At 73.0% G+C, this 22,078-nt stretch carries 20 protein-coding genes; 15 read left to right on the top strand and 5 right to left on the bottom strand.

All coding sequences use genetic code 11. From position 1 onward, the window contains the following. The first annotated feature begins 13 nt into the window (after window positions 1-13). From ACQUSR_RS10790 to nudC, 3 genes are all read left to right on the top strand, one after another. On the top strand, window positions 14-3,742 hold the full coding sequence (locus ACQUSR_RS10790; RefSeq protein WP_431042345.1) for an ATP-dependent helicase: 3,729 nt from the start codon (window positions 14-16) through the stop codon (window positions 3,740-3,742). A 298-nt stretch (window positions 3,743-4,040) separates the two neighbouring features. Further along, a complete protein-coding gene (locus ACQUSR_RS10785; RefSeq protein ID WP_431042344.1) occupies window positions 4,041-5,450 on the top strand; it encodes a dipeptidase in 1,410 nt (469 codons plus the stop codon). Window positions 5,451-5,554: 104 nt separating this feature from the next. Further along, window positions 5,555-6,490: an NAD(+) diphosphatase gene (gene nudC / locus ACQUSR_RS10780; RefSeq protein ID WP_431042343.1), complete on the top strand. Its 936-nt coding sequence runs from the start codon at window positions 5,555-5,557 to the stop codon at window positions 6,488-6,490. Between the two features lie 109 nt (window positions 6,491-6,599). On the opposite strand, the gene ACQUSR_RS10775 is transcribed toward nudC, so the two are convergent. After that, the gene (locus tag ACQUSR_RS10775; protein WP_431042342.1) at window positions 6,600-6,839 is read right to left on the bottom strand and encodes a mycoredoxin; all 240 of its coding nucleotides are present in this window, start codon (window positions 6,837-6,839) and stop codon (window positions 6,600-6,602) included. A 183-nt stretch (window positions 6,840-7,022) separates the two neighbouring features. On the opposite strand from ACQUSR_RS10775, the gene ACQUSR_RS10770 reads away from it, so the two are divergent. The 5 genes from ACQUSR_RS10770 to ACQUSR_RS10750 all read left to right on the top strand — a co-directional run bounded on the left by ACQUSR_RS10770 (window position 7,023) and on the right by ACQUSR_RS10750 (window position 10,925). Beyond that, the gene (locus tag ACQUSR_RS10770; RefSeq protein ID WP_431042341.1) at window positions 7,023-9,275 is read left to right on the top strand and encodes an ATP-dependent DNA helicase UvrD2; all 2,253 of its coding nucleotides are present in this window, start codon (window positions 7,023-7,025) and stop codon (window positions 9,273-9,275) included. Between the two features lie 140 nt (window positions 9,276-9,415). Further along, window positions 9,416-9,691: a hypothetical protein gene (locus ACQUSR_RS10765; protein WP_431042340.1), complete on the top strand. Its 276-nt coding sequence runs from the start codon at window positions 9,416-9,418 to the stop codon at window positions 9,689-9,691. A gap of 136 nt (window positions 9,692-9,827) precedes the next feature. Further along, entirely contained in the window at window positions 9,828-10,193 is a 366-nt protein-coding gene (locus ACQUSR_RS10760; protein ID WP_431042339.1) for a WhiB family transcriptional regulator, read from the top strand. Further along, complete coding sequence (locus tag ACQUSR_RS10755; protein WP_431042338.1) at window positions 10,190-10,510, top strand: hypothetical protein; 321 nt, start codon at window positions 10,190-10,192, stop codon at window positions 10,508-10,510. The genes ACQUSR_RS10760 and ACQUSR_RS10755 overlap by 4 nt, the downstream gene beginning before the upstream one ends. 217 nt (window positions 10,511-10,727) lie before the next feature. Then, window positions 10,728-10,925 carry a hypothetical protein gene (locus ACQUSR_RS10750; protein WP_304463824.1) on the top strand — a complete coding sequence of 66 codons (198 nt, stop codon included), beginning with the start codon at window positions 10,728-10,730 and terminating at the stop codon, window positions 10,923-10,925. Between the two features lie 106 nt (window positions 10,926-11,031). Here the strand turns inward: ACQUSR_RS10750 and ACQUSR_RS10745 are convergent, their stop codons facing one another. Continuing rightward, window positions 11,032-12,444, bottom strand: coding sequence for an ABC1 kinase family protein (locus ACQUSR_RS10745; RefSeq protein WP_431042337.1), 1,413 nt, complete (start codon window positions 12,442-12,444; stop codon window positions 11,032-11,034). Between the two features lie 80 nt (window positions 12,445-12,524). Further along, entirely contained in the window at window positions 12,525-13,667 is a 1,143-nt protein-coding gene (locus ACQUSR_RS10740) for a ThiF family adenylyltransferase (protein WP_431042336.1), read from the bottom strand. A gap of 197 nt (window positions 13,668-13,864) precedes the next feature. Between ACQUSR_RS10740 and ACQUSR_RS10735 the strand changes: the two genes are divergently transcribed. From ACQUSR_RS10735 to ACQUSR_RS10720, 4 genes are all read left to right on the top strand, one after another. Continuing rightward, entirely contained in the window at window positions 13,865-14,461 is a 597-nt protein-coding gene (locus ACQUSR_RS10735; protein WP_431042335.1) for a M48 metallopeptidase family protein, read from the top strand. Between the two features lie 122 nt (window positions 14,462-14,583). After that, on the top strand, window positions 14,584-16,374 hold the full coding sequence (locus tag ACQUSR_RS10730; RefSeq protein WP_431042334.1) for a TerD family protein: 1,791 nt from the start codon (window positions 14,584-14,586) through the stop codon (window positions 16,372-16,374). A gap of 10 nt (window positions 16,375-16,384) precedes the next feature. Continuing rightward, the gene (locus ACQUSR_RS10725) at window positions 16,385-17,068 is read left to right on the top strand and encodes an AIM24 family protein (protein ID WP_431042333.1); all 684 of its coding nucleotides are present in this window, start codon (window positions 16,385-16,387) and stop codon (window positions 17,066-17,068) included. Window positions 17,069-17,085: 17 nt separating this feature from the next. Continuing rightward, entirely contained in the window at window positions 17,086-17,844 is a 759-nt protein-coding gene (locus tag ACQUSR_RS10720; protein ID WP_431042332.1) for an AIM24 family protein, read from the top strand. A gap of 83 nt (window positions 17,845-17,927) precedes the next feature. On the opposite strand, the gene ACQUSR_RS10715 is transcribed toward ACQUSR_RS10720, so the two are convergent. Beyond that, window positions 17,928-18,455 (bottom strand): NUDIX hydrolase, encoded by a 528-nt coding sequence (locus tag ACQUSR_RS10715; RefSeq protein ID WP_431042331.1) that lies wholly within the window; start codon window positions 18,453-18,455, stop codon window positions 17,928-17,930. After that, a complete protein-coding gene (locus tag ACQUSR_RS10710; protein ID WP_431042330.1) occupies window positions 18,452-19,876 on the bottom strand; it encodes a zinc-dependent metalloprotease in 1,425 nt (474 codons plus the stop codon). The genes ACQUSR_RS10715 and ACQUSR_RS10710 overlap by 4 nt, the downstream gene beginning before the upstream one ends. Window positions 19,877-20,068: 192 nt before the next feature. Here ACQUSR_RS10710 and ACQUSR_RS10705 point away from each other — a divergent pair, with 192 nt between their 5' ends. The 3 genes from ACQUSR_RS10705 to ACQUSR_RS10695 all read left to right on the top strand — a co-directional run bounded on the left by ACQUSR_RS10705 (window position 20,069) and on the right by ACQUSR_RS10695 (window position 22,018). Next, on the top strand, window positions 20,069-21,178 hold the full coding sequence (locus ACQUSR_RS10705) for an SDR family oxidoreductase (protein WP_431042329.1): 1,110 nt from the start codon (window positions 20,069-20,071) through the stop codon (window positions 21,176-21,178). A gap of 69 nt (window positions 21,179-21,247) precedes the next feature. Beyond that, window positions 21,248-21,709 carry a molybdenum cofactor biosynthesis protein MoaE gene (locus ACQUSR_RS10700; RefSeq protein WP_431042328.1) on the top strand — a complete coding sequence of 154 codons (462 nt, stop codon included), beginning with the start codon at window positions 21,248-21,250 and terminating at the stop codon, window positions 21,707-21,709. Between the two features lie 156 nt (window positions 21,710-21,865). Beyond that, window positions 21,866-22,018, top strand: coding sequence for a hypothetical protein (locus ACQUSR_RS10695; RefSeq protein WP_431048009.1), 153 nt, complete (start codon window positions 21,866-21,868; stop codon window positions 22,016-22,018). Window positions 22,019-22,078: the final 60 nt, after the last annotated feature.

The raw sequence follows: 22,078 nt of genomic DNA, 5'->3' as shown, positions 1-22,078 counted from the left end.
TACCCTCGTTCGGGTGTCACCACGCCTCACCGACCCCGAGCAGCTCAAGGAGCTCCTCGGGATCCCGTTCACCCCGGAGCAGACGGCCTGCATCACCGCGCCGCCCGCCCCGCAGGTGATCGTGGCCGGAGCGGGCTCCGGCAAGACGACGGTGATGGCCGCGCGCGTCGTATGGCTGGTGGGCACCGGCCAGGTCGCGCCCGAGCGGGTGCTGGGGCTGACCTTCACCAACAAGGCCGCCGGAGAGCTCGCGGAACGGGTCCGAAAGGCCTTGGCCAAGGCCGGCGTCACCGATTCCGACCCGGCCCCCGCGGACCCCGAGCAGGCCCCTGGCGAACCCCGTATCTCCACCTACCACGCCTTCGCCGGGCAGCTGCTGAAGGACCACGGCCTGCGCGTCGGCCTCGAACCGACCGCCCGGCTGCTCGCCGACGCCACCCGCTTCCAGCTCGCCGCCCAGGTGCTCCGCACCGCCCCCGGCTCGTACCCGGCGCTCACCCGGCCCTTCGCCGACCTCGTCACCGACCTGCTCGCCCTGGACGGGGAGCTCGCCGAGCACCTGGTGCCCGCCGAGCGGCTGCGGGAGTACGACACCGGGCTGCTGGCCGAACTCGACGGCGCCAAGCTCACCAACGAGGCGCTGCGCAAGGTGCCCGAGGCCGCCCGCGCCCGCCTGGAACTGCTCGGCCTGGTCGAGTCCTACCGCGCCGAGAAGCGCGGCCGGGACCTGCTGGACTTCGGCGACCAGATCGCGCTGTCCGCCACCCTCGCGCGCACCCGGCCGGAGGTCGGCCGGATGCTGCGCGAGGAGTTCACGGTCGTGCTGCTGGACGAGTACCAGGACACCTCCGTCGCCCAGCGGCTGCTGCTGTCCGGCCTCTTCGGCGACGGCACCGGGCACGCCGTCACCGCGGTCGGCGACCCCTGCCAGGCCATCTACGGCTGGCGCGGCGCCTCCGTGGCGAACCTGGACGACTTCCCCGAACACTTCCGGCATGCCGACGGCCGCCCCGCCCGGCGCTTCGCGCTCAGCGAGAACCGGCGCAGCGGCGGTCGCCTCCTCACCCTCGCCAACACCCTGGCCGCACCGCTGCGCGCCCTCCACGAGGGCGTCGAAGCGCTGCGTCCCGCCCCCGGTGCGGAGCGGGACGGGCTGGTCCGCTGCGCCCTGCTGCCCACTCACGCGGAGGAGCTGGCCTGGCTCGCCGACTCCCTCGCCCATCTGGTGCGCACAGGCACCCCGCCGGGCGAGATCGCGGTCCTGTGCCGTACGGCCACAGACTTCGCCGAGATCCAGGGCGCCTTGGTGGAGCGAGACGTCCCGGTGGAGGTGGTCGGCCTCTCCGGGCTGCTGCACCTGCCGGAGGTCGCCGATCTCGTCGCCGTGTGCGAGGTGCTCCAGGACCCGTCGGCCAACGCCGCGCTCGTACGGCTGCTGACCGGCCCGCGCTGGCGCATCGGCCCCCGCGACCTGGCGCTCCTCGGCCGCCGGGCCCGCCTCCTGGTACGGACGGGACACGGCGGCGACGCGGAGGCGGACCCCGACCGGCGGCTCGCCGAGGCGGTCGAGGGCGTGGACCCGGCCGAGGTCGTCTCCCTCGCGGACGCCCTCGACACGTTCCTGAGCCCAGGGCGCACGGGGAGCCCTGGGGAGGACGGGCGAGGGACCGATGACGGGCTGCCCTTCTCGGCCGAGGCGCGGGTGCGCTTCGCCCGGCTCGCCGCCGAACTCCGCGACCTGCGCCGCTCCCTCGCCGACCCGCTCATGGACGTGCTCCACCGGGTGCTCGCGGTCACCGGTCTGGAAGTCGAACTGTCGGCCTCGCCGCACGCGCTGGCCGCCCGCCGCCGCGAGACCCTGCACAACTTCCTGGACGTCGCCGCCGACTTCGCCGCCCTGGACGGCGAGTCCACACTGTTGGCCTTCCTCGGCTTCCTGCGCACCGCCGCGCAGTACGAGAAGGGCCTGGACAACGCCCTCCCCGGGGGCGAGAACACCGTCAAGGTGCTCACCGCCCACAAGTCCAAGGGGCTGGAGTGGGACGTCGTGGCGGTTCCGGGCCTCGTCGCCAGGCAGTTCCCCAGCGAGCAGGCCCGGGAGTCCTGGACAGGACACGCGAAGGTGCTGCCGCACGCGCTGCGCGGCGACGCCGCGACCCTCCCGGACGTCGAAGCGTGGCACAGCAAGGGCATGGCGGCCTTCAAGGAGGCCATGAAGGAGCACCAGCGCACCGAGGAGCTGCGGCTGGGGTACGTCACCTTCACCCGCCCCCGCTCCCTGCTGCTCGGCTCCGGTCACTGGTGGGGACCCACCCAGAAGAAGCCGCGCGGGCCGTCGGCGTTCCTCGAGGCGCTGCGCGCGCACTGCGAGGCGGGCGCGGACCACGGTGAGGTCGAGGCGTGGGCGGAGCCGCCGGGTGAGGACGAGGGGAACCCTGCCCTGCGCGCCGCCGCGGCCACCGACCGGGTGTGGCCGCTGCCGCTGGACCCGGACGCGCTGGCCAGGCGCCGCCGCGCGGCCGATGCGGTCCTGGGCCACCTGGACCGCCTTGACCGGGCGGTGCGGGCTCCCCAGCGGCAGGAGGACGCGTGGCCTGAGCCACCTGAGGACCCGGACTGGCCCCCGCCGCCGGACGACGATCTGGACGATCCGTATGACGGTGTTCCGTACGAGGATGACGCGTACGGCGCCCCGTATGACAGCGAGCCGTCCGACCCTGCGGGCGGTGCACAGGTCAGCTGCCCAGGCCATGGCCTGGCGAGCTTCGCCCCCGTTCCTCCGGGGTCTGGGGCGGAGCCCCGGTTTCGGGAAGGGGCGGGGCAGGGGACATGTCCGCCGGAGGCGCCCGGCTCCACCGGACACGCCGCGGCGCCGCACGGGCCCCCGCGCCCCGGCGGTGGTTCCTCCGTGCCCGCGCCCAGGCGGCCGCAGCACGAGGCCCGGCGGCCGGGGCGGGAGGGCGCCTCTTTCGGCGCGCCCCCCGAGCCGCTGTCGGACGGCGAGCCGCTGCCGCCCGAGGAGGCCAGGCTGGCGGCCTCCTGGGACCGGGACCTCGACGCCCTGGCCGGTGAGCTGCGGCGCGCCCGCGCGACCGTACGGGAGGTCCCCGTACCGCCCGTGCTGAGTGCCACGCAGCTGCTGCGGCTCGCCGCCGACCCGGATGCCTTCGCGGAGGAGCTGGCCCGTCCCATGCCCCGGCCGCCGCAGCCCGCCGCGCGCCGTGGCACGCGCTTCCACGCGTGGGTGGAGTCGCGCTTCGAGGAACTGCCGCTGCCGCTGCTCGGGCCCGATGAGCTGCCGGGCGGCGCGGACGACGAACCGGAGATCGCGGACGAGCGGGATCTGGCGGAGCTGAAGGAGGCGTTCGCCCGCACCCCGTACGCCAAGCGCACGCCCTACCGAGTCGAGGCGCCGTTCCAGCTCGTCCTGGCGGGCCGTACGATCCGCGGCCGGATCGACGCGGTCTACCGGGAGCGGGGCGCCGACGGGGACACGTACGAGATCGTCGACTGGAAGACCGGCAGATCCCACGACGCCGACCCGCTCCAGCTCGCGGTCTACCGCCTCGCCTGGGCCGAGCGGCACGGACTGCCGCTCTCCGCCGTGACGGCCGCGTTCCTGTACGTGCGCGACGGCGAGGTCGTCCGCCCCGCCTCCCTCCCGGACCGGCCCGCCCTCGAACGCATCCTCACCGGCGAAGACCCCCCGCTCACCGGTGAGCACCCGCCGCGGCGGCCATGACCGGACCTCCCGGGACCGGGCGGGCTCCCAGGGACTTCCCGGGAACCGGGGCCCCAGGGTCGCCCCCGGACTCGAGCCTCCGGGGTCGCCTCGGGACCGGGCCCCCGGGGCCGCCCCGGACCGGGCCCTCAGGGCCGCCCTGGGGCCGAGCTCCCAGGGACGCCCCGGGACCGAGCCCCGGGGCCGCCCGGGACCAGGCCCCCAGGTACGCCCCGGACCGGGCCCTCAGGGCCGCCCCGGGACCGAGCCCCCAGGACCGCGGATCATCTCGCATCGCCGGGCGGATAGGCTCGTCTCCATGAGCGACACCCCGGACACCGCGGTCCGCGCCTTCGTCGACGGCCACCGCGCCGCCTTCCTCGACGACCTCGCCGAGTGGCTGCGCATCCCTTCCGTATCGGCCGATCCCGGCCGTGCCGAGGACGTGCGGCGCAGTGCCCGGTGGCTGGCGGACAAGCTGGCGGAGACCGGTTTCCCGACCGTGGAGGTGTGGGACACGCCCGGCGCACCGGCCGTCTTCGCAGAGTGGCCGTCCGGCGAGCCCGACGCGCCGACCGTCCTGGTCTACGGGCACCACGACGTGCAGCCCGCCGCCCGCGAGGACGGCTGGCACACCGATCCCTTCGAGCCGGTCGTCTCCGACGGCAGGCTGTACGCGCGCGGCGCGGCCGACGACAAGGGCCAGGTGTTCTTCCACACGCTCGGCATCCGGGCGCACCTGGCCGCCACCGGCCGTACCGCCCCCGCCGTCAACGTCAAGCTGCTCATCGAGGGCGAGGAGGAGTCCGGCTCGCCGAACTTCCCCGCGCTGGTGAGCGCCCGCGCCGACCGCCTCGCGTGCGACGCGGTGATCGTCTCCGACACCGGCATGTGGTCGGCGGACACCCCCACGGTCTGCACGGGCATGCGCGGTCTCACCGACTGCCAGATCGACCTGTACGGCCCTGACCAGGACATCCACTCCGGTTCCTTCGGCGGCGCGGTCCCCAACCCGGCCGTCGAGGCCGCCCGGCTGGCCGCCGCGCTGCACGACGCCGACCGCCGGGTGGCGATCCCCGGCTTCTACGACGGCGTGCTGGGACTCACCGAGCAGGAGCGCGAGCTCTTCGCCGAGCTGCCGTTCGACGAGTCCGCCTGGCTGCGTACGGCGCACTCGCACGCCACGCTCGGCGAGGCCGGGCACACCACGCTGGAGCGCGTCTGGGCCCGGCCGACCGCCGAGGTCAACGGCATCGGCGGCGGCTACCAGGGCCCCGGCGGCAAGACGATCATCCCGTCCGCCGCGCAGCTGAAGCTGTCCTTCCGGCTGGTCGCGGGCCAGGACGCGGACGTCGTCCAGAAGTCCGTACGGGCCTGGGTGGCCGAGAGCCTCCCGGCCGGGATCCGCCACGAGATCACCTTCTGGGGCGCCACCCGCCCCTGCCTCACGCCGCTGGACCACCCGGCCCTCCAGTCCGTCGTACGGGCCATGGGACGCGCCTTCGGGCAGAAGATCCGCTTCACGCGCGAGGGCGGTTCGGGACCGGCCGCCGATCTGCGGGACGTGCTCGGGGTGCCGGTGCTGTTCCTGGGGATCTCGGTGCCGTCCGACGGCTGGCACGCGCCCAACGAGAAGGTCGAGCTGGACCTGCTCATGAAGGGCGTCGAGACGGCCGCCTACCTGTGGGGCGACCTCGCGGAGAACTGGCGCCCCGCCCTGGGGGACTAGCCGGCGGCGCCCCGCGCACCGCCGCCCGCGCCGTTACGCAGAGCCCGAACCCGTGTCGTTACGCAAAGCCGAAGTCGCCGTCGTAGGGGGAGTTGGAAGCAGCCGTGACCACCTGGACCGATCACCGCGTCACCCGGCCGATCGCGCTCACCGCCGAGAGCGGCATCGACCGCGCCGCACACCACCGACTGGACGAGGCGTGGCTCGCCGCGGCGTGGAGCCACCCCACGACGCGGGTCTTCGTGGTCTCCGGCGGACAGGCCCTGATCGACGACGCCCCGGACGGCAGCACCGAGCTGGTGATGACCCCGGCGTTCGAGGCCCCGCCCACCGAGACCCACCGCTACTTCCTCGGCACGGACGAGGACGGGGTGCGCTACTTCGCGCTCCAGAAGGACACGCTGCCGGGGCGGATGGACCAGTCGGCGCGCCCGGCCGGGCTGCGGGAGGCGGGCGCGCTGCTGTCCCAGCGGGACGCCGGGCTGCTGGCGCACGCTGTGGCGCTGGAGAACTGGCAGCGGATGCACCGGTTCTGCTCGCGCTGCGGTGAGCGCACGGTGATCGCGGCGGCCGGGCACATCAGGCGCTGCCCGGCGTGCGGCGCCGAGCACTACCCGCGTACCGACCCGGCCGTGATCATGCTGGTGACCGACGACCAGGACCGGGCGCTGCTCGGGCGGCAGGTGCACTGGCCGGAGGGGCGCTTCTCCACCCTGGCGGGCTTCGTGGAGCCGGGGGAGTCGATCGAGCAGGCCGTGGTCCGCGAGGTCGCGGAGGAGGCGGGCGTGACGGTCGGCTCGGTCGAGTACGTGGCGAGCCAGCCGTGGCCCTTCCCGTCCAGCCTGATGCTCGGCTTCATGGCGCGCGCCACCTCCTCGCGGATCCAGGTGGACGGCGAGGAGATCCACGAGGCGCGCTGGTTCTCCCGGGACGAGCTGCGGGCCGCGTTCGAGACCGGTGAGGTGCTGCCTCCGTCCGGGATCTCCATCGCGGCCCGCCTGGTCGAGATGTGGTACGGCGAGCCACTGCCGCAGGGCTGAGCCGGCCGGGCTCGGCCTGGCCGACCGGACCTTCGCGGGTCCGACCTTCCCGGGGCGGATCTTCGCAGGTCGGCCGGGCCTGCGCCGCGGTCAGCCGATCTCCGCTCGCTCAGCCGACCTTCGCCTTGACCTGGGCGAGGGAGGGGTTGGTCAGCGTGGTGCCGTCGGCGAAGAGCACCGTCGGCACCGTCTGGTTGCCGCCGTTCGCCTTCTCGACGAACGCCGCCGACTCCGGGTCCTGCTCGATGTTGATCTCGGTGTACGCGATCCCCTCGCGGTCCATCTGGCTCTTCAGGCGGCGGCAGTAGCCGCACCAGGTGGTGCTGTACATCGTCACAGTGCCCTGCATCGGTCCTCGGCTCCTTAGGTTCTGGCGGGGTCTCGCCGTGGTTTCAGTGGTCCAACGCGCACTGGCCCCTGGCCATTCCCGGCACCGGGCGGAGCGCATTGGCAGGCGGATAAGTATGACCGGCGGTGCCTGCCTGTGGACGAGCGGGACCGGCCGCCGCCGGGGACCTGGCAGCATGGCGGGGTGACAGCAGCAACGCCTTCCACCCTCTTCCCAGGGGCCGCACCGAGTGGGTACGCGGCTCCGCCGGGGGACGCCGACGCGGTGCTCGACGGGCTGGACCCCGAGCAGCGCGAGGTGGCCCTGGCCCTGCACGGGCCGGTGTGTGTGCTGGCCGGAGCGGGCACGGGTAAGACCCGCGCGATCACCCACCGGATCGCGTACGGGGTGCGGGCGGGCATCCTCCAGCCCGCGAGCGTGCTCGCCGTCACCTTCACCAACCGCGCCGCGGGCGAGATGCGCGGCCGGCTGCGGCAGCTGGGCGCCGCCGGGGTCCAGGCGCGCACCTTCCACTCCGCCGCGCTGCGCCAGCTCCAGTACTTCTGGCCGAAGGCGGTCGGCGGCGACCTGCCGCGGCTGGTCGAGCGCAAGGTCCAGGTCGTCTCGGAGGCCGCCGCGCGCGCCCGCATCCGGCTGGACCGCAACGAGCTGCGGGATGTCACCGGCGAGATCGAATGGGCCAAGGTCACCCAGACCGTTCCCGAGGACTACCCGGCGGCCGCCGCCAGGGCGGGCCGGGAGGCCCCGCGCGACGCCGCCGAGATCGCCCGCGTCTACGCGGGGTACGAACAGCTCAAGCGCGACCGGGGCGTGATCGACTTCGAGGACGTGCTGCTGCTCACGGTCGGCGTGCTCCAGGAGCGGCAGGATATCGCCGACCAGGTGCGCCGCCAGTACCAGCACTTCGTCGTCGACGAGTACCAGGACGTCAGCCCGCTCCAGCAGCGGCTTCTGGAGCTGTGGCTCGGCGACCGGGACAGCCTGTGCGTGGTCGGCGACGCCAGCCAGACCATCTACTCGTTCACCGGCGCCACCCCCGACCATCTGCTGGACTTCCGCACCCGCCACCCCGGGGCCACCGTGGTCAAGCTGGTCCGCGACTACCGGTCGACCCCCCAGGTCGTGCACCTGGCCAACGGCCTGCTCGCCCAGGCCCGGGGCCGCGCCGCCGACCACCGGCTGGAGCTGGTGTCCCAGCGGCCCGCGGGCCCCGACCCGGCCTACAGCGAGTACGGGGACGAGCCCGCCGAGGCCGAGGGCACCGCACGCCGGATCCGCCGACTGATCGACTCCGGGGCGCGGCCGAGCGAGATCGCGGTGCTCTACCGGGTCAACGCCCAGTCCGAGCTCTACGAGCAGGCACTCGCCGACGCCGGGGTCCCCTACCAGCTGCGCGGCGCCGAGCGGTTCTTCGAGCGGCCCGAGGTGCGTGAGGCGGGGCTGCTGCTGCGCGGCGCGGCCCGCGCCGGAGGCAGCGACCCGGCGCTGGTGGACGTGGACATCCCCTCCCAGGTCCGCGCCGTGCTCGGCACGCGTGGCTGGACGCCGGAGCCCCCGGCCGGATCGGGGGCGGTGCGGGACCGCTGGGAGTCCCTGGCGGCCCTTGTGCGGCTCGCTGAGGACTTCGTACGGGCCCGCCCGGACGCCACGCTGGGCGACCTCGTCGCGGAGCTCGACGAGCGCGCGAGCGCCCAGCACGCCCCGACCGTGGAAGGTGTGACTCTCGCCTCACTGCACGCCGCCAAGGGGCTGGAGTGGGACGCCGTCTTCCTGGTCGGCCTGACCGAAGGCATGATGCCGATCACCTACGCCAGGACCGACCAGCAGATCGAGGAGGAGCGGCGGCTGCTCTACGTCGGCGTGACCCGGGCACGCGTCCACCTCACGCTCTCCTGGTCGCTCAGCCGGGCACCCGGCGGCCGCCCGGGCCGCAGGCCCAGCCGCTTCCTCAACGGGCTGCGGCCGGGCTCCGCCGCCGGCTCCGCCCACCGGCCCGCGTTCGCCGGGGAGAGCGCCGGTGGCGTCGAGCGGGGCGCCGGACGGGTGCGCAAGCGGCGGACCCCGGCGCGCTGCCGGGTGTGCGGCAGAACGCTGACCGACGCGGGCGAGATCAAGCTCATGCGCTGCGAGGACTGCCCGTCCGAACTGGACGAGGGCCTGTACGAGCGACTGCGCGACTGGCGGGCGGAGCGCGCCAGGGAACTGGGCCAGCCCGCCTACTGCGTCTTCACCGACAAGACACTGCTCGCGATTGCCGAGGCCGTTCCGGGAACCGCACCGGAGCTTTCCGGCATCTCTGGAGTGGGAAGGCGCAAGCTCGACGCGTTCGGTGCCGAAGTTCTGGCACTGTGCGCCGGAGCGGACCCCGCACGGGACCCGCTGGGCGATCTTTCCGAGGGCGCTCGCGACACCCCCGGAAAGTCGTTGGAAAAATAGTTTGCGCCCGCGGAGGGCATACCCATAGCCTTCCGAGCACGGAGACAACGGGCCTTCCAGGGCCGCTGAATCCGTGTTGTACTGACACGCGCGGACTGGCTTCCACCAGTCCCTGAGACGCCGAGAGGAGGCGAAGAAAAATGATCAGCTTCATCAAGACCACCAAAATGACCGATCGCTCGGTCGTCTTCGCCTGCCCGCTCGGCTCTTCGCTGCGTACCCAGGGCACCGGTCTGTCCGGATCCCTGGAAGCGCGCATCAGCGAGCGACCGACCAAGGCACCTGAGGTAGCGGCAGTGGCGCAGGCGAATGCCTATGCCTTTGCGACGGCGGCCAATGGTGCCGGTCACCAGACGAAGCAGCAGCACCCCATGTGGGCCTTCCGCGGGCTCGAACCCTGGAGTCATCCAGCCTGATCCACGATCAGGTCGGCACCTTCCAGGGCCGCGGAACCCACACCGGGATCCGCGGCCCTTTTGATTTGCCCTGGCGGGGCCAGGAGACCCCGACCCCCGCCTACCAGCCGGAACGAAGAGACGAGGAACACACACCGTGCAACTCAAGGCGCACACCCCGTCCGTATCGACCGACCTGATCCCCCCGCCCGACCTCTCGGAGGACTCCTTGACCCCGCCCACGACCACGCTGACCGAGCTCGACGACGCCATCGAGAGCCTCGGCGTAGCCGTACCGTGCCGCTCCTACGACCCGGAGGTCTTCTTCGCCGAGTCGCCGGCCGACGTGGAGTACGCCAAGTCCCTGTGTCAGACCTGCCCGCTGCGCGAGGCGTGCCTCGCCGGGGCCAAGGACCGCCGTGAGCCCTGGGGCGTCTGGGGCGGCGAGCTGTTCGTCCAAGGGGTCGTCGTAGCCCGCAAGCGGCCCCGTGGCCGTCCGCGCAAGAACCCGGTCGCGGCATGATCACCGCCGGCACGATCGATCGACCCTCGACGCACGACCCCAAGAAGCAGGACCCGACCATGACGCCGTCCGCCAACGAGCCGGCCCCCTTCACCACAGCCCGTACCACCGGTGCGACCGAGTCGCGCAAGAACAGGACCCGAGAAATGCAACTCATCCCAGAAGCCCTGGCCCGTGCCCATATGCGTGAACGACTGCACGAGGCGGAGTCTCAACGCGCGGCCGTACGGCTCGCCTCCGCCCGCCGGATGCAGCGCCGGGCCGAGCGTGCCTCGCTCCGCGCCCGCCGCGCGCTGGCCATGGCCGTCATGCACTGACCCTGGCAACCCGGACAACCCACACCCAGAGCACACCCCGAGGGCCGGTTCACACGACCGGCCCTCCGGCGTACCCGCTCAGGCCGGCCGGCCCTCCGCCCCGCCTCACCGCTCTCCTTCGCGGGACGGCCCCCTCCGAGGGGCTGCCCTCCCCCGAAGGGGGGTGACGAGGGCGCGTTTGCCATCCGTGCGTAACCGTCGGAGATATCGTCTCCAGGTGGACCAGAACACGCATGATGCCGTGCAGTTGGAGTCCGAGACCGTCACCTGCGCCCGCTGCGGCGCGGTGGCCGAGGGCATGCCGCTGAACTGGACCTGCTCCGTCGAGAACCGTAGGCGCTGCTACTTCTGCGTCGATTGCGCGCGCGACAACATCCGGGCCATCGAGAGCCGTCTCGACTCCTCCTGGTGGTAGGCGTCGGGACCTCCTCGTAGTAGCCGACAGGCGCGACCCGTACCCGCCGGCGGGCGGGCAGGCCCCCGCGTGGACGCGGCCCAGTGCGGAGCCGGGCCGCGACCCCTCAGGCCGGAGTCTCCTCGGCTGCTGCCGCTGCCTCCGAGCCGGTGTCCGCCTCCGCCTCCCCGTCGGCGTCCTCCTCGGCCAGGAATCCCGGCACCCAGTCCTCGAGTTCGGCGCGCAGTGCCACCGTCGCACCCAGCTGGGACAGCACGCCGATCGTGCTCAGACACACCCGGTGGATGAGCAGGTAGGACGGCGGCAGATTGATCTGGTTGCCCAGCTCGTACAGCGGCGACTTGCGGTCCGCGACCCGCGCCGCCTGCCCGCGCAGCCACTTGCGGGTGAACTCGAACTCCTCCACCTGCGCCGGCTCGATCATCGGCAGCAGATAGGTGAGCAGGGCCTCCGGATCCATCTCGATCGACGGCTTGACGAACCCCTCCTCACGCATCAGGGCGTACACGCCGTCGGCGTCGCCTTCCAGCGTCATCCGCAGTGCGACCCCGATCTCCGCGGGCAGCCCGTCCGGCAGCCGGTCCACCGTCCCGAAGTCCAGCACCCCCAGCTTCCACTTCTCCGCCGGCCCCTCCGGGGCCTCCGAGGTGACCAGCCGGAAGTTCCCCGGGTGCGGGTCGGCGTGCAGCAGTCCCGTACGGGAGGCGCCGGAGAACAGGAAGCGGGTCAGCAACTGACCGGCCCGGTCCCGTTCCTCGGAGGTGCCCCGGGCTATCACCTCCGACAGCGGGGTGCCCTCCAGCCATTCGGTGACCAGCACCTTCTCGGCCTGGTGCACCACGCTCGGCACCACCACATCCGGGTCGTCGGCGAACTCCTCCGCGTGCGCCTGCTGGGAGCGCGCCTCCAGTTCGTAGTCCAGCTCCTCCGCGACCCGGTCGCGCAGCTCCGCGATCAGCGGTTTGATGTCCAGCCCCGGCACCAGCGGCGCCAGCACCTTGGCGAAGCGGCTCAGTTGGTTCAGATCCGACAGCAGGGCCTCGCCCGCCCCCGGGTACTGCACCTTCACCGCGACCTCACGGCCGTCGTGCCACACCGCGCGATGCACCTGGCCTATCGAGGCCGCGGCCACCGGTTTCTCGTCGAACTCCTGGAACAGCTCACGCCAGTCCGGGCCCAGCCGCTCCGTCAGCGCCGCGTGGACCGTGGGGGCGGGCATCGGTGGCGCCGCTTCCTGCAGTTTGGTCAGGGCCGCGCGATACGGCTTGGCGATCTCCTCCGGCAGCGCGGACTCGAAGACGGACATCGCCTGCCCGAGCTTCATCGCGCCGCCTTTCAGCTCCCCGAGCACCTTGAACAGTTGCTCGGCTGTGCGCTGTTGCAGTTCACGGGCGACGATCTCGGCCGGACGCCCCCCGATCCGCTTGCCGAGTCCCCAGGTCGCACGTCCGGCGAACCCCAACGGCAGCGCGGCCAACTTGGCGGTACGGGTGATCGCCTTGCGCGGAAGATCAGACATGCGCCCCTCCAACTTCCTACAGCTGAGCCGTCCCCGGGAGGTGCCCCCCGGACCCCCGTCGCCCACTCAGCGGACGCCGGTCACCTGGCCATTGTTGCGTGCGACGTCTGCGCTGCTGAGGCATATCCCTCATCCGCGGTACTGCCTGCCCCGCAGCCGCAGTCCCGGTGCGGCTGGAGGGATCGCGGACGCCAGGTGAGAGCGGGCAGCACCAGCTCCAGGCGGGACCCCGCGGTGGGCGGCAGGTGCCCGTCGAGAAAGCTGAGCGCATGGGCCGCCGTGACACCCGCGACCACGGTGGCCAGCGCCGTGTCGCAGGCCGGCACCGCCGGACGGCGACCGGAGCGCCACTGCGCGAGCAGCCGCCCCCAGTACGGCTCCCGCTCGGCGCGGTCGGCCGCGACACATCCCGCGCAGGGAGTGACGCCCGGCACAACAAACGGACCCACCACCCCCGTGCCCTCGATCACTCCCGCGTACAGATGAGGAGCCCCGGAGCTGAGCAGCGGCTCCGCCTCCGCCGGGTCCGGCGCGTAGGCCCCCAGACCGTCGCGCGGCGCGATCACCGTGAGCGCCAGACCCGGGTCGGACGCCGCCGAACCCCTACCGGATCGTCGGCGGGCCTGTCCGGCGGGCGCCGCCCTCCGCACCAGGCGCCGCGCCGCCACGTCCCGGCGCTCGCCGACCTGGTCCGCCGCCAGCCCGGCGGGTGTGACGTCCCACGGCTCGACACAGCCGCCGTCCAGCACCTCGACCTGGCCGACCCCCGCGGCCGACAGCAGCGCGGCGACCGCCGCCCCGACCCGGCCCGCGCCTCTGACGCGCACCCGCGTCGCCCGACGCGCGCCCAGCACCCGCATCGCCGCACCCGGCACGGGATGCAGCACCGACGCGGCGGCAAGGTCCGGACGGAGCCGGTCCAGCGCGCCGTCCGCCTTCCGCAGCACGGTGGCCTGCTCGCCGCCGCCGGTCGGATCGTCCAGCAGCCCAGCCGCGCCCAGCCGGTCCACGAGCGCGTCGGCCCGGCTCTCCGGTAATCCCAGTGCCTGTGCCTCCCGCCGAAGCAGCGGCAGGTCGCGGGTCCCGTCGAGCAGTTCCAGAAAGCTGCCGGTCGCGGTGTCCATCGGGCCCATGACCACCGCGTGCGCCGTCGTGACCCCGAACTGCACGGTGTCCCTGTTCCGCCAGCCGCGACGCAGCGCGGGCTTGAGCATCGGATGCATGCCAGTCCCCCTGTTCCCCGTCGCACCGCCGGTGCGGTGCGATCCGGTCTCAGCTTGCGCCGGATCCGGGACGGCCGCAGAAAGTTATCCACAGGGGTGGGGAATAGTCGTACAAGTCGTGAACGCTGTGCAGCGGTTCACCTGCCACCGGCGTGCGGGGCGGGACTTCCCCCGCCCCCAGCCGGTAACGTCGAGGCGTGTCCGCCGACCCCCTGCACAGCGCCGCGAAGCCCCAGCGCAACGCCCCGAGCACGCAGACGCAGAGCTCCGGGCCCCGCGCAGTCGAGGTCCGCAGGAGCAGCCGCCGACGCAGAACCGTCTCGGCCTACCGCGAGGGCGACCGCACCATCGTCCTCATCCCGGCCCGGATGTCCGAGGCCGAGGAGCGCCGCTGGGTGACCGTGATGCTCGACAAGCTCGCGGCGCAGGAGAGCAAGCGGATGCTGGGCGACACGGAGCTGGCCGCCCGCGCCGCCTCGCTCTCCGACCAGTACCTGGAGGGGCGGGCCCGGCCTTCCACCGTGCGCTGGGTGACCAACCAGAACACCCGCTGGGGCTCGTGCACCCCGGCCGAGGGCAGTATCCGGCTCTCCCACCGGCTCCAAGGCATGCCCGAGTACGTCGTCGACTACGTGCTCCTCCACGAACTGGCCCACCTGCTGGTCCCCGGCCACGGCCCGCGCTTCTGGCGGCTGCTCGACGCCTATCCGCGCACCGAGCGCGCACGCGGCTACCTGGAAGGTGTGGTGGCGGCCGACCGGCTGCCGCACCTGCCCACCGCCCGGAGCGAATGACCGGCCCGCTCCGGACCCGGGAACCGGGCAGCACCGCCCCGGCGTCGCTCAAAGTCGGCGGCAGCGGTTAGCCTGGCGCGCAATGCACTCTCCGGTTCCGGGATGGGGGACGGTCGTTACGTATGGGCAGGGAATTCCAGCGCGGCCACAAGGCCAAGATCAGTGACCTGACAGCCGGGAGGGACCTGTACATCGGTGTGCAGATCGCTGGGCCTGGCCTGTCCTTCGACATCAGCTGCTTCGGGCTCGACGCGAGCGAGCGGCTGTCGGACGACCGCTACTTCGTCTTCTTCAACCAGCCCAAATCGCCCGAGGAAGCGATCCAGCAGCTCGGCGCGCAGGCGGGGGACACCGAGTCCTTCCGCGTCACGCTCGACAGCATCCCGCAGCACATCCACAGGCTGTCCTTCACCGCGACCCTCGACGGCGCCGGCCAGATGTCGCAGATAGGCCCCGGCTACATCCGGATCGTGGCGGGCGGCGAGGAGGTCGTGCGCTACTCGTTCAGCGGTTCGGAGTTCAGCACCGAGCGGGCCGTGATGCTCGGCGACTTCTACCTCAAGGACGTATGGCGCTTCGCCGCGGTCGGGCAGGGCTTCGACGGCGGTCTCGAGGCGCTGCTGCGGAACTTCGGCGGTGAGGTCGCCGAGGAGGAGCCCGCGCCCGCCCCGGCTCAGAACGCCACCCCGGGATTCGCGCCGCCCGGCCAGGCCGCCGCCGCGCCCGGATTCGCCGCCCCGGCCGCCGCTCCGCCGGCCGCGCCCGCCCCCGACTTCGGTCCGCCGCAGGGCGCGACACCGCCCACGGCCCCCGCCCCGCAGCCGTCCGCCGCTCAGGGCTTCGCGCCCCCGCCCGGCAGCACTCCGCCGCCGGCCGCCCCCGTCGCGCCGCAGATGCACGCCGCGCCGACGATCGCCGCGCCGATCACCCCGCCCGGCGGTGCGGTCCCGCCGCCCGGACCCGCCGGAGCGCCCGGCCAGTTCCCCGGTCAGCAGCCGCAGCCCGGAACGGGCCCGCAGCAGGCTCCGTACGCCCAGCCCGGGCAGTACCCCGGCCAGCAGACGCCGCCGCCCGGCCAGCCGGGACCGTACCCGGGCCAGCACGGCCAGCCCGGTCAGCAGCCGGGCCAGTTCCCCGGACAGCCGGGTCAGCCCGGCCAGTTCCCGCCCCAGCCGGGTCAGTTCCCCGGGCAGCCCGGTCCGTACGGACAGCCGGGTCAGCCCCAGGGAGCGCCGCCGCAGGGCGCCGCGGCCCCCGGTGTCCAGGCCGCCCTGGCCAAGTACCGCGAGGCGCCCACCGGCCAGCGCTGGACGCCGCAGAACCCCAAGCTGATCCGCGTCGACCTCGGCGTCGGCGGCCAGCCCGTGCTCGCCCGCCAGGGCACCATGGTGCTCTACCAGGGCAAGGTCGACTTCGGTTACAAGGGCGCGGGCTTCCGCGGCCGGATCGTCGGCAACGCCACCGGCCAGGAGATGCAGCTCATGCGCTGTTCCGGCCAGGGCCAGGTGTTCCTCGCCGAGAACGCCGCCGAGATCCACCCGATCGAACTGCAGGGCGACGCGGTGTGCGTCTCCGCCGAGAACGTCCTGGCCTTCGACGAGTCGCTCCAGCACGAGGTGCGCCGTATCGAAGGGCACGGCATCCCCGGTGGCGCGCTGTTCACCATGCAGTTCCAGGGCACCGGCACCGTCGTGGTCAAGACCCAGGGCACGCCGGTCGTGCTGCCGGTCACCCCGACCACGTTCGCCGACAGCAACGCCATCGTCGCGTGGTCCGCCGGATCCCAGGTGATCATCTCCAGCCAGGTCCGGCTGCGCCGCGCCGCCTACCCCGGCCACAGCGGGGAGACCGTGAACCTCCAGTTCCGCGGCGCGCCCGGCAACTTCATCGTCGTCCAGCCCTACGAGGTGTGAGGGGACCGTCATGGACCAGCAACTGATCGCGGGCTACGCCGCGACCCCGGTCTCCGCCCGTATGGAGAACCACGGCAGCAGCATGCTCAAGGTCGCCATGCAAAGCGGCCAGGACCTTTTCGCGCGCACCGGTTCGATGGTCGCGTACGAGGGCTTCGTCCAGTACGAGCCGAACCCGCCCGCCGTCCGCCAGATGGCCTCCCAGTGGCTGACCGGCGAGGGCGCACCGCTGATGAAGTGCAGCGGTGACGGGGTGCTCTACCTCGCCGACTACGGTGCCGACGTCGTCTGCGTCAACCTCAACGGCGACTCCCTGTCGGTCAACGGAACCAACCTCCTCGCCTTCGACGCGCACCTCCAGTGGGGCGTGCAACGCGTCAAGGGCATGGCCAAGTTCGCCGGACAGGGCCTGTTCAACGTGGGCGTCTCCGGCACGGGCTGGGTCGCGCTGACCTCCCGGGGCACCCCGATCGTCGTCGACTGCGGCCGCGGTGAGGACGAGACGTATGTGGACCCCGACGCGCTCGTCGCCTGGTCCACCAACCTCAAGATGAAGGGCAAGCGCAGCTTCAAGGCCTCATCGATGATCGGCCGGGGCAGCGGCGAGGCGTACCAGCTCGGCTTCTCCGGGCAGGGCTTCGTCGTCGTACAGCCCAGCGAGGACAGTACCGACCGGCTCCGGGCCCGGGGCTGAGGGGGAGCGAACACATCATGCAGAGCCCGCTTTTCGCCCACACCGAGGCCCAGAGCCAGGACCGCTACACCCTGCAGAACCCTCAGCTGCTCCGGGTCGCCCTCACCGGCCACGACGACGTGCTCGCCCGTAAGGGCACGATGGTCGCCTACCAGGGGCTGATCGAGTTCGACGGCGAGTACCAGACCCAGGGGCAGCGGCGCGCCCGTGCCAACACCGGCGAGGGCCTGGACCTGATGCGCTGCTCGGGCCAGGGCAGCATCTTTTTCGCCAACCTGGCGCAGTACGTCCACGTGATGGACGTGGACCATGACGGGCTCACCGTCGACGCGTCCTACGTCCTCGCGCTCGATTCCACCCTGCACTGGGAGGTGATCGCGGTGGACAGCCAGTACGGCATCTCCGGCTCCGGCAAGTACAACCTCAACATCTCCGGGCAGGGCAAGGTCGTGCTGATGACCTCGGGCCAGCCCCTGATGCTCCACGTCACCCCGGACAAGTACGTCAACGCCGACGCCGACGCGATCGTCGCCTGGTCGTCCTCGCTGCGCGTCCAGATGCAGGCGCAGACGCACTCCTCCGGGGTGTGGCGGCGCCGCGGCAACACCGGCGAGGGCTGGGAGCTGAGCTTCCTCGGCCAGGGCTACGCCCTCGTCCAGCCCAGCGAGCAGCTGCCGCCGCAGAACGCGGTCGTCGGCCAGGGCATGGCCGCCCAGTTCGGCATGGGCCAGCAGGGGGCCCGGGGCCAGAACCAGGGCAACATCTGGAACAACTGAAGGCACGCGCGGACGCCCTTCCTCCGAGTTCTCGGAGGAAGGGCGTCCGCGCGCTCTTCGGCTCGCTCGCTACCCGCGTGCCGTCACAGCAGCGCGCGCGTACGGGTCACCAGACGGCGGACCGACTCGTCGGCCACGTCCGCCACCTCGTCGTATCCGAACCAGCGCAGGTCCAGCGACTCGTCGCTGATCGCCGCGACCGCGCCCTCGGGCACCAGCGCCGCGTACTGCACGTCCAGATGCCAGGCGCACGGGGTCTGGTGCCGGTCCAGCCGCACCGGCCCGCCCGGCAGCAGCATCAGTCCGGCGATCCCGGACTCCTCCGTGGCCTCGCGCAGCGCCGCGTCCGCGAGCCGGAGGTCCCCCGGCTCGCAGTGGCCGCCCATCTGCAGCCACATCCGCAGCTTGCGGTGGAGCGTGAGGAGCACGCGCTCGCGCACCGGGTCGATCACCAGCGCGCTTGCCGTGAGGTGCCCGTCCGCGCACTCCCGCCATATGCCGTCGGGGTACGTGGCCAGATGCTCGCCGTAGCCCCGGCGGAGCCGCTCCTGCTCGTCGTCGGGCGCGGGCCACTCGGTGAGGACCCGGGCAGCGTCCTGGTGCAGGCTCACTTCTCGCTGTCGCCCTTGGTCTCGTCCTCGCCGGTCTCCTCGGCCGCCGGCCCCGCCCCTGTGCCGCCGCCCGCGGCCTCGCCGAGCATCTTGTCCAGTTCGGAGAAGTCGAGCTGCTCGCGGTGGACGAACCCGTCCGGGTCGTCGAGGTCCGCCGCCGTCGGGAGCATGTCCGGGTGCTCCCAGAGCCCGTCGCGCCCCTCCAGGCCGCGTGCGTCGGTCAGCGAGGCCCACAGCCTGGAGGCGTCCCGCAGCCGCCGTGGCCGCAGCTCCAGACCGATGAGGGTGGCGAAGGTCTGCTCCGCCGGTCCGCCGGTGGCCCGGCGGCGCCGCAGCGCCTCGCGCAGCGCGTCAGCCGACGGCAGATGCGGGGCGGCGGCCGCGTGCACGACCGCGTCCACCCAGCCCTCCACCAGGGCCAGAGCGGTCTCCAACCGGGCCAGCGCCGCCTTCTGCTCGGGGGTGTCCTCCGGCTGGAACATGCCCTGCTGGAGTGCTTCCTGGAGCTGCTCGGGGTGGGTCGGGTCCAGGTGGCCGACCGCGTCCTCCAGCTTGGCCGTGTCGACCTTGATGCCGCGGGCGTACCCCTCGACCGCGCCGAACAGATGCGAGCGCAGCCACGGCACGTGGGCGAACAGTCGCTGGTGGGCCGCCTCGCGCAGCGCCAGATACAGCCGCACCTCGCCCTCGGGTACGCCCAGGCCGGAGCCGAAGGCGGCGATGTTCACGGGCAGCAGCGCGGCCTTGCCGACCGGGCCGAGCGGCAGCCCGATGTCCGTGGAGCCGACGACCTCCCCGGCCAGGACGCCCAGCGCCTGCCCGATCTGGGAGCCGAACATCGCGCCGCCCATGGAGCGCATCATGCCCAGCAGCGGGCCCGCCATGGCCTGCATCTCCTCGGGCAGGACGTCGCCCATGGCCGTCCCGACGCGCTCCGCGACCGGGTCCACCAGGTCCTTCCACACCGGCAGGGTGGCCTCGACCCACTCGGCGCGGCTCCACGCCACCGCCGCGCCCGAGCCGGACGGCAGGGAGGTGACCCCGTCCAGCCACAGGTCGGCCAGGCGCACGGCCTCCTCGACCGCGGCGCGCTCGGCCGGGCCGACGCTCGCGTCCTTGCCGCCGTCGGCGGTTCCCCCGGCGACGGTCTTCCGGGCGATGTCCTTGGCCATGTCCCAGTTCACCGGGCCGCCCTCGTAGGACAGCATCTGGCCCAGCTGCTGGAAGGCGGCGCCGAGATCGCTCGGGTTCAGCGAGCCGAACATCGCGGCGAAGGGGTTGTCCGCGCCTCCCATGCCGCCACCGAACCCGAACGGATTCGCGGGGCCCTCGTTGCCGCCCTGGCCGCCCTTCTTCTTGCCGTTGTCGCCGTCCTCCGGCTCCTCCGGCGGAAGGCCGAATCCGAATGGGGTGTCACTCACGGGTTTCCTCGGCTCGTAGGGCCGCCGGCGTCTGCGCCGACGGCGAATGCCCGACATCACCACCCAGCGTAGACACCTCGGCCGTTTCCGGGCTCGGTGCTCCGCCGGTCCGTGGGCTGCGGCAGGATGGACGTCACCTCGTACGTACACGTCGTACGCGTACGTACTGATGACAACCGCTGGAGACGCCCGGTGAGTTCCCCAGAGTCAGAAGTTCGCGCAGCGCGAAACGAGACGGCCCGTACCGCCAGACGCCCTGTCGTGGCGGTCACCGGCGCCGCGTCCGGTGTCGGTGCGCTGCTGACGCGGAGACTCGTCGAGTCCGACGAGATCAAGCAGGTCGTGGCGCTCGACGAGCGGCGCGGCGACGTCGCCGAGGCGCACTGGCACGTGCTGGACGTCCGCGACCCGGCCATCGCAGACAAGCTGCGGGGCGCGGACGTGGTCGTGCACCTCGCGATCGACCTCGATCTGGGTACGGACCCGGCCGCGCGCACCGCGTACAACGTGCGCGGCACTCAGACCGTGCTGACGGCCGCCGCGGCGGCCGGCGTGCACCGGGTGGTGCTGTGCACCTCCTCGATGGTCTACGGGGCGCTGCCGGACAACGATGTTCCACTGGCCGAGGACGCGGAGCTGCGCGCCACCGCCGAGGCCACCGGAGTCGGCGACCTGCTGGAGATCGAGCACCTGGGGCGGCGGGCGCCCCGCGCCCATCCCGGGCTGAACGTCACCGTGCTGCGCCCCGCCGTGCTGGTCGGCGGCACCGACACCGCGCTCACCCGCTACTTCGAGTCCCCCCGGTTGCTCGTCGTCGCCGGTTCCCGCCCCACGTGGCAGTTCTGCCACGTGGAGGACCTGGTCAGCGCGCTGGAGTACGCCGCGCTGGAGAAGGTCGAGGGGGAGCTGGCGGTCGGCTGCGACGGCTGGCTGGAGCAGGAGGAGGTCGAGGAGCTGTCCGGAATCCGGCGCATGGAACTGCCGTCGGCCGTCGCGCTCGGGGCCGCCTCCCGGCTGCACCGGCTCGGTCTGACCCCGTCGCCGGCCGGCGACCTCGCCTACACCATGCACCCGTGGGCGGTCAGCGGCAGCGGACTGCACGCCGCGGGCTGGCGGCCCGAGTGGACGAACGAGGAGGTGCTGGCCGAGCTCCTGGAGGAGGTCGCGGGCCGGCACACGGTCGCGGGCCGCCGGCTCGGCCGCAAGGACGCCACGGCCGCGGGGGCCGCCGGTGCGACCGTCGCCCTCCTGGGCACCGCCGCCCTGGTGCGCCGCGCCCGCAAGGCGCGCCGCCGGATCTGACCGCGATCGGAAACTGTTTTCCGCATTACGGTATTCCGTAACCAGGGTGTGTGCGGCACGATGGACCCCATGGCACGCACGTACGAGCACCCGGGTGAGCAGGCGGTGGCCGACCCGATCCGTCTCCTCGCGATCCGGGACACCGCCCTGTCGGTGGACGAGGTGTTCGGAGCCGTCGGCGACGACTCCGCGGGCGGGACCGCGCTCTTCGTGGGGACCGTACGCGACCACGACGGCGGCGCCGATGTCGCCGCGCTCGGCTACTCCGCCCACCCCACCGCCGAGGCCGAGCTGCGCCGCGTCGCGGAGAAGGTCGCGGCCGACTTCCCGGTGCGCGCGCTCGCCGCCGTCCACCGGGTCGGGGAGCTGGCGATCGGGGACCTGGCCGTCGTCGTCGCCGTCTCCTGCCCGCACCGCGCCGAGGCGTTCGAGGCCTGCCGCCGCCTGATCGACGACCTCAAGCGCGAGGTCCCGATCTGGAAGCACCAGAAGTACGCGGACGGCACCGAGGACTGGGTCGGCGCCTGCTGACCTTCGCCCGGCCCCGAGGGCTCCCCCGATGGCGGTGCAGCGGTTGCGTAACCCCCACCCTGCGGTGAGCGTTGATCAGGCGGACGGTTAATCTGCTCATCTGTCAGTTGCGGTTGCACAAGGGGTCGGGAGGCCGCTGTGGGTGCGCTTCTCTGGTTGCTCATTCCGGTTGTCGCCGCGGTGATGGCCGTTCTGTACGCGGGCTGGGCCACGCGCAACCGCAAGAGTGGGGATGTCGCCGAGCTAGCCGGGTACGCCCGGTTCCGTGAGGCGATGGAGCGGTCACATTCCGGTTCCGACGCCGCCTGACCGACCCCTGCCGGGTCCTTCGGACGGCGTACCCGTACGCGTCCGCCAACGCGGGCGCCG

Source organism: Streptomyces sp. P1-3 (assembly GCF_050613155.1).
Lineage (GTDB): Bacteria > Actinomycetota > Actinomycetes > Streptomycetales > Streptomycetaceae > Streptomyces.
Note: the sequence above shows the minus strand (reverse complement) of the source record. Positions and strands in the feature narration are given on the sequence as shown.